Annotated in this window: 8 protein-coding genes and 1 riboswitch; of the genes, 7 read left to right on the top strand and 1 reads right to left on the bottom strand. The window is 68.2% G+C overall.

What is annotated here, in order from left to right; translation table 11 throughout:
- The first annotated feature begins 135 nt into the window (after positions 1–135).
- Both nrdR and ribD read left to right on the top strand, forming a co-directional pair.
- Positions 136–657, top strand: coding sequence for a transcriptional regulator NrdR (gene nrdR, locus ACREPD_RS05325; protein WP_421569193.1), 522 nt, complete (start codon positions 136–138; stop codon positions 655–657).
- Positions 658–720: 63 nt separating this feature from the next.
- The gene (gene ribD / locus ACREPD_RS05320; RefSeq protein ID WP_431598340.1) at positions 721–1,803 is read left to right on the top strand and encodes a bifunctional diaminohydroxyphosphoribosylaminopyrimidine deaminase/5-amino-6-(5-phosphoribosylamino)uracil reductase RibD; all 1,083 of its coding nucleotides are present in this window, start codon (positions 721–723) and stop codon (positions 1,801–1,803) included.
- Between the two features lie 76 nt (positions 1,804–1,879).
- Here ribD and ACREPD_RS05315 read toward each other — a convergent pair whose 3' ends face one another.
- Positions 1,880–2,509 carry an outer membrane beta-barrel protein gene (locus ACREPD_RS05315; protein ID WP_431598339.1) on the bottom strand — a complete coding sequence of 210 codons (630 nt, stop codon included), beginning with the start codon at positions 2,507–2,509 and terminating at the stop codon, positions 1,880–1,882.
- Positions 2,510–2,665: 156 nt separating this feature from the next.
- Positions 2,666–2,810, top strand: a riboswitch (FMN riboswitch).
- A 78-nt stretch (positions 2,811–2,888) separates the two neighbouring features.
- On the opposite strand from ACREPD_RS05315, the gene ACREPD_RS05310 reads away from it, so the two are divergent.
- From ACREPD_RS05310 to thiL, 5 genes are all read left to right on the top strand, one after another.
- On the top strand, positions 2,889–3,500 hold the full coding sequence (locus tag ACREPD_RS05310; protein WP_431598338.1) for a riboflavin synthase: 612 nt from the start codon (positions 2,889–2,891) through the stop codon (positions 3,498–3,500).
- Positions 3,497–4,594, top strand: coding sequence for a 3,4-dihydroxy-2-butanone-4-phosphate synthase (gene ribB / locus ACREPD_RS05305; RefSeq protein WP_431598337.1), 1,098 nt, complete (start codon positions 3,497–3,499; stop codon positions 4,592–4,594). Before ACREPD_RS05310 ends, ribB begins: the two co-directional genes overlap by 4 nt.
- Before the next feature lie 81 nt (positions 4,595–4,675).
- The gene (ribH, locus tag ACREPD_RS05300) at positions 4,676–5,143 is read left to right on the top strand and encodes a 6,7-dimethyl-8-ribityllumazine synthase (RefSeq protein ID WP_313347823.1); all 468 of its coding nucleotides are present in this window, start codon (positions 4,676–4,678) and stop codon (positions 5,141–5,143) included.
- The gene (gene nusB, locus ACREPD_RS05295) at positions 5,140–5,619 is read left to right on the top strand and encodes a transcription antitermination factor NusB (protein WP_421570374.1); all 480 of its coding nucleotides are present in this window, start codon (positions 5,140–5,142) and stop codon (positions 5,617–5,619) included. Before ribH ends, nusB begins: the two co-directional genes overlap by 4 nt.
- 19 nt (positions 5,620–5,638) lie before the next feature.
- A complete protein-coding gene (gene thiL, locus ACREPD_RS05290; protein ID WP_431598336.1) occupies positions 5,639–6,610 on the top strand; it encodes a thiamine-phosphate kinase in 972 nt (323 codons plus the stop codon).
- Positions 6,611–6,638 lie beyond the last annotated feature (28 nt).

Raw genomic sequence — 6,638 nt, 5'->3', positions numbered from 1 at the left:
CCGCTGCCCGGGTTGTCCGCGCGGGTCGCCGGAGAACAATGATCCACGTCTCGATTTGTACGCTGGGGTCTTCTCAGGTACCGTTGCGACGCTGCCGTGACCACGGCATGACGTTTTTCTGATGCAAGGCGCTCCATGTACTGTCCGTTCTGCCAGCATGCCGACACCCGGGTGATCGATTCGCGCGTCTCCGAAGACGGCGCGACGATCCGTCGTCGGCGCGAATGCGAGGCCTGCAGCGAGCGCTTCAGCACCCTGGAGACCATCGAATTGAAGCTGCCGGCCATCGTGAAGAGCGACGGCAGCCGCGAAGCCTTCGACGCGCGCAAGCTGCGGGTCGGCTTCGACCGCGCGCTGCAGAAGCGGCCGGTGCCCGAAGACAAGATCGAACTGGCGGTGCGCGCGGTGATGCAGCAGCTGCGCATGTGCGGCGAGCGCGAAATCCCCTCGATCAAGGTCGGCGAGTTCGTGATGAACGAGCTGCGCAAGCTGGACCACGTCGCCTATGTGCGGTTTGCGTCGGTCTACCGCAGCTTCGAGGACGTGGCCGATTTCCGCGAGGAGATCGAGAAACTGGAGCGCGAATTGCCCTCCAGTACCGAGCAGCTGCAGCTGCTGGGCGACGTGATTGCGCTGACCAAGAAGAAAAAGGGGTAGAGCGGGGCTCTGCCCCGCTGATCGGGGCTCTGCCCCGCTGCTCCGCTGCATTACCATCAGGTAATGACCACCTTCACCACCCTCGACCACCTGCACATGGCGCGCGCGCTGCGCCTGGCCGAACGGGCCGCCTTCACCGCGCGGCCGAACCCGATGGTGGGCTGCGTGATCGCGCACGGCGAGCGGATCGTGGGCGAGGGCTGGCACCAGCGTACCGGCGGCCCGCACGCCGAGGTGTTCGCGCTGCGCCAGGCCGGCGCCGAGGCGCGCGGCGCCACCGCCTACGTCACCCTGGAACCCTGCGCACACCACGGGCGCACGCCGCCGTGCGCGCTGGCGCTGATCGAGGCCGGCGTCGGCCGCGTGGTGGCGGCCATGCGCGACCCGTTCCCCAAAGTGGACGGCGGCGGCTTCGTGCTGCTGCGCGAGGCGGGCATCGAGGTCGCCGAAGGATTGATGGCCGCGCAGGCGCGCGAGCTCAACCACGGCTTCCTGTCGCGGATCGAGCGTGGCCGGCCGTGGCTGCGGGTCAAGCTGGCCGCCAGCCTGGACGGCCGCACGGCCATGGCCGACGGCAGTTCCAAGTGGATCACCGGCGATGCCGCCCGTGCGGATGTGCAGCAATGGCGCGCACGCGCCGGCGCGATCCTGACCGGGGCCGATACCGTGCTGGCCGACGACCCGATGCTGACCGTGCGCTTGGCCGACACCGACGTGCTGCCGCCGCTGCGCGTGGTGCTCGATTCAAGGTTGCGTTCGCTGGAATGCGCACGCGTGCGCGAGGGCGGGGCACCTACGCTGTATCTGCACGATGCGGCGGTGAGCCCGCCGGACGCGGCCGACGCCGAATTCGCCAGCGTGCCGGCACACGACGGCCGGCTGGACCTGGGCGCCGTGCTGGCACTGCTGGCCGAGCGCGGCATCAACGAAGTACATACCGAAGCCGGTGCCACCCTGTCGGGCGCACTGCTTGCCGGTGGCTGGGTGGATGAGCTGCTGCTCTACCAGGCACCGACCCTGCTGGGCGAACACGGCAGGCCGCTGCTCGCCGGCCTGGGCATTCATGCCATGGACCAGCAGCGCCGGCTGCGCGTGGTCGATCAACGCCAGGTCGGTGCGGACCTGCGGACGTTGTTGCGCGTGTGAGGCCCTTGCAAAAAAAAACGGGCCCCTTGCGGGGCCCGTCGATCATGGCGCGGGTTAGCGCTGCCCGATCTGTAACTTAGAAGCTGGCGCGTACGCCGACCGAGTACTGGGTCACGTCGTCGTAGTACTGCACTTCGCCGACCACGCCCCAGGTGCGGTTGAAGCTGACCTGGCCACCCAGGGTGCCGATCCACACGCCGTCCATGTCGCTGCCGTCGATGTAGCCGGCCTTCAGCCAGGCTTCGGTGCTGCGCGAGGGCTTGCCACGCACGCCGAGCGAGCCGCGGCCTGCGTTGGTGTGCACCTTGACGGTTTCGCTGAACTGGCCGTCGTCGAACTTCACTTCGTTGTTGATGCGCATCCAGGCGATATCCGCCGTGAAGTCCAGGCGGTCGGTCATCGGCATGTGGTAGCCGATGCCCAGCTCGGGCTGGTCGATCGTGTTCTTGATGCGGTACTCGCCGAAGCTGTCTTCCAGGTGGTACGTCTTGGACGTGGTGCTGTACCCACCAAAGACGTTGACCTGGTCGGCAATCGCGAACGAACCGCGGAGGTAGGCGCCGTCCAGCTTCGGGTTGCTGCCCGGGACGCTGATCTGCTGCTGGGTCCAGCCGCCTTCAACGTAGGTGTAGCTCATGCTTTCGGCAGCGAAGGCGGAAAGCGGGGCGGCGGCCAGCAGGGCGGCGGCCAGGAAGATCTTGCGCATGCACGTTCCTTTGTTTTTGAGGTCCATTTCAGCCAGCCCGTCGTGGGCGGCAGGGCGGCGTTCATCGCCGCGCGGCGCGCAGTTTAACAAATTGTTTACAGAAAGCGAGCGCTCAGCCAGCGCTGCTACAATGGCCGCGCCGGTTCGCCGGTACACAAACGTCTTCAGGGCGGGGTGCGATTCCCCACCGGCGGTAGGTGCGCAAGCACGAGCCCGCGAGCGCTTCCGGCCTGGCCGGGAGGTCAGCAGATCCGGTCCAATGCCGGAGCCGACGGTATAGTCCGGATGAAAGAAGACGGTGCCAAGGGGCCTTCATCGGCCCTGCGCCCGCCTGTTTGCCTTGCGGCGTTTTTCGCTCACTTTTCGCGGAGAACGTTCCTTGTTTACTGGAATCATCGAAGGCGTCGGCCATGTGGCCGCACGCGACACCCTTGGCGGCGACGTCCGCTTTACCTTCCACGTCGGCAGCCTGCCGTTCGACGCCGTGCAGCTGGGCGAGAGCATCGCCATCAACGGCGTGTGCCTGACCGTGATCGCGTTCGACGCGGCCACCTTCCAGGCCGATGCCTCCACCGAGACCCTGGGCCTGACCACGCTCGGCCAGCTCGCCGATGGCGCGGTGATCAATCTCGAGCGCGCCATGCGCCCGACCGACCGCCTCGGCGGCCATCTGGTCAGCGGCCATGTCGATGGCCTGGGGCAGGTGCTGTCCATCCATGACGATGCCCGTGCCCAGCGCTGGCGCTTTGCCGCACCGGCCGCCCTGCTGCGCTACATCGCCAAGAAGGGCTCCATCTGCGTGGACGGGGTCAGCCTGACCGTCAACGAGGTGGACGACAGCGGCTTCGAGGTCGCGTTGATCCCGCATACCGTGGCCAACACCGCCTTCGCCGCCACCGGCGTAGGCAGTGCAGTCAATCTCGAAATCGATCTGGTCGCCCGCTATGTCGAACGGCTGGTTGCCCCCCAGGTACAGGACATCCGCGCATGAATTTCGCCCCCATCCCCGAGATCCTCGAGGACATCCGCCTGGGCCGCATGGTCGTGATCGTCGATGACGAAGACCGCGAGAACGAAGGCGACCTGATCATGGCTGCCGAGCTGGTCAAGCCGTCGGACATCAACTTCATGGTCACCCACGGCCGCGGCCTGGTATGCCTGCCGTTGACCCGCGAGCGTGCCGCCGACCTCGGCCTGGCGCCGATGGTGCAGGCCAATACCGCGCAGTTCCAGACCAACTTCACGGTGAGCATCGAGGCCGCCGAAGGCGTCACCACCGGCATTTCCGCCTACGACCGTGCCCACACCATCCGTACCGCGGTGAAGCCCGATGCCAAGCCGGCCGACCTGCACCAGCCGGGCCACATCTTCCCGCTGATCGCCCAGCCGGGCGGCGTGCTCACCCGCGCCGGCCACACCGAGGCGGGCGTGGACCTGGCCATGCTGGCCGGGCTGGAGCCGGCCGGCGTGCTGGTGGAGATCCTCAACCCGGACGGCAGCATGGCGCGCCGCCCGGAGCTGGAGGTGTTCGCCCGCGAGCATGGCCTGAAGATCGGCTCCATTGCCGACCTGATCGCCCACCGCCTGGCCACCGAAAAGACCGTCGAGCGCGTGGACGAGCGCGAGATCGACACCGAATTCGGCCCGTTCAAGCTGGTGACCTACCGTGACCGGATCGCCCACGACCTGCATTTCGCCCTGGTCCGTGGCCCGGTTGATGCCGAACCCACCCTGGTGCGGGTGCAGGTGGAGAACCCGCTGGCCGACCTGCTGCACTGGCGGCGCGACGACTTCGGCGTGGCCTCGACCGATGCCCTGCGCGCCATCGCGGCCGCCGGGCGCGGTGTGATGGTGGTGCTGTCGGCCCCGCGCGACAGCAACAACCTGCTGGCGCGCCTGCGTCAGCAGCCGCAGCCGGTCACCCCGGGCAAGGACAAGGACGTGAGCCAGTGGCGTCGCAACGGCGCCGGCGCGCAGATCCTGTCCGACCTGGGCCTGGGCAAGCTGCGTGTACTGGGCACCCCGCGCCGCCAGATCGGCCTGGCCGGGTATGGCCTGGAAGTGGTCGAGACGGTCACGCCCTGACCCGGCAACACCCCGCCGTAGCGCCGGGCTCTGCCCGGCGGTACGGTAGAATGTCCCTCTTTATTGAATAACCTGCCGACCATGAGCCACTACGAAGGCGATCTCCGGACACCGGAACAGGCCCGTTTCGCCATTCTCGCCAGCCGCTGGAACGCGCGAATCACCGACGTGCTGGTGGCCGGCGCGCGCCAGAGCCTGGCCGGCAATGGCATCGACGAATCCGCCATCGACGTGATCCGCGTGCCGGGTGCATGGGAGCTGCCGCTGGTGGCCGCCCGCCTTGCCGCCGCGCATGAGCATGCCGCGATCATCGCCCTGGGCTGTGTGATCCGTGGCGACACCCGCCATTACGAACACGTGGCCGATGGCTGCGCCGAGGGCCTGATGCGCGTGCAGCTGGACTTCGGCGTGCCGGTGCTCAATGGCGTGCTGGCGGTCGAACGCGCGGAGGATGCCGAGGCCCGCGCCGGTGGCAGCCATGGCAACAAAGGTGAGGAAGCCGCACTGACGGCGTTGGAAATGGTCAATCTTCTGGAGCAGCTGCCATGAACAAGTCGAACCCGGGCAAGCCCTCCGGTAAACCCGTCCGCCGCGATGGCGTGGATCCGGTGCTGCGCTCGCGCGCGCGGCGTCGTGCCCTGCAGGCCATCTACGCATGGCAGATCTCCGGCGGCAACGCACAGACGGTCGTCGCCCAGTTCGCCCACGAACAGGCGCGCGAAATCGCCGACCTGGCGTACTTCGAGGCGCTGGTGCACGGCGTGTTGGACAACCGCAAGGACCTGGACGAGGCGCTGGACCCGTACCTGGACCGCGGCATCGAGGAAGTGGACGCCATCGAGCGCGCCGCGCTGCGCGTGGCGGCCTACGAAATGCGTTTCCGCCTGGACGTGCCGTACCGCGTGGTGATCAACGAGGCCATCGAATCGGCCAAGCGTTTCGGCTCCGAGCACGGCCACACCTACGTGAACGGTGTGCTTGACCGCGCGGCGGTCGAGTGGCGCAAGGTCGAAAACGGGGGCTGACCCCGGGCCGGGAATACCCATGTCCCTCGCCGAATTTTCCCTGATCGAACGCATCCGCACGCGCACCCACGCGCGTGCCGATGTGCTGCTCGGCATCGGCGACGATGCCGCGCTGCTGCAGCCGCGTGCCGGCGAGCAGCTGGTGGTGACCGCCGACACGCTCAACAGTGGCGTGCATTTTCCGGCGGAGACCCCGCCGTACGACATCGGCTGGAAAACCCTGGCCGTCAATCTTTCCGACCTGGCGTCGATGGGCGCGCGACCGGCGTGGTGCACGCTGGCGTTGTCGTTGCCCGATGCGCAGACCGACTGGATCGACGCCTTCGCCGACGGCTTCTTCGCGCTGGCCGACGAATACGGCATCGTGCTGGTCGGCGGCGATACCACCCGTGGCCCGCTGTCGCTGTCGGTCACAGCCATCGGGCAGATCGTGCCCGGCACGGCGTTGCGCCGTGATGCGGCCCGGGGCGGCGATGACGTATGGGTCAGCGGAACGCTCGGCGACGCCGCCATCGCGCTGCGTGCCTGGCAGGGCGGCACCCTCGACGTGCGCAGTGTTGCGGACGATGCCCAGGTCGACGACCTGCGGCTGCGGTTGGCGCGCCCGACCCCGCGCGTGGCCCTGGGCCGTGCGCTGGTAGGGGTGGCACACGCGGCCGTGGACGTGTCTGACGGCCTGCTCGCCGATCTCGGCCACATCTGCGACCGTAGCGGCGTGGGCGCCCGGATCGATCCCGAGCGCCTGCCGGTGTCTGCCGCCGCCCGCGCCCGTGTCGGTATCACGCAGGCCCGCGAGGCGGCGCTGCGCGGCGGTGATGATTACGAACTCTGTTTCACCGCCGCGCCGTCACAGCGCTCCGCCATCGAAGCGCTGTCGGCACGTCTGTCGCTGCCGCTCACCCGCATCGGCACGATCATCACGGGCGGCGGCATTGCCCACGGCAGCGACGACGACGGCCCGCGCGGCTACGAGCATTTCAACGAGCTGTAGAGCGGACCGGGTAGAGCGGGCTGTGTAG

It is taken from the genome of Stenotrophomonas sp. (genome assembly GCF_050737075.1).
Lineage (GTDB): Bacteria > Pseudomonadota > Gammaproteobacteria > Xanthomonadales > Xanthomonadaceae > Stenotrophomonas.
Note: the sequence above shows the minus strand (reverse complement) of the source record. Positions and strands in the feature narration are given on the sequence as shown.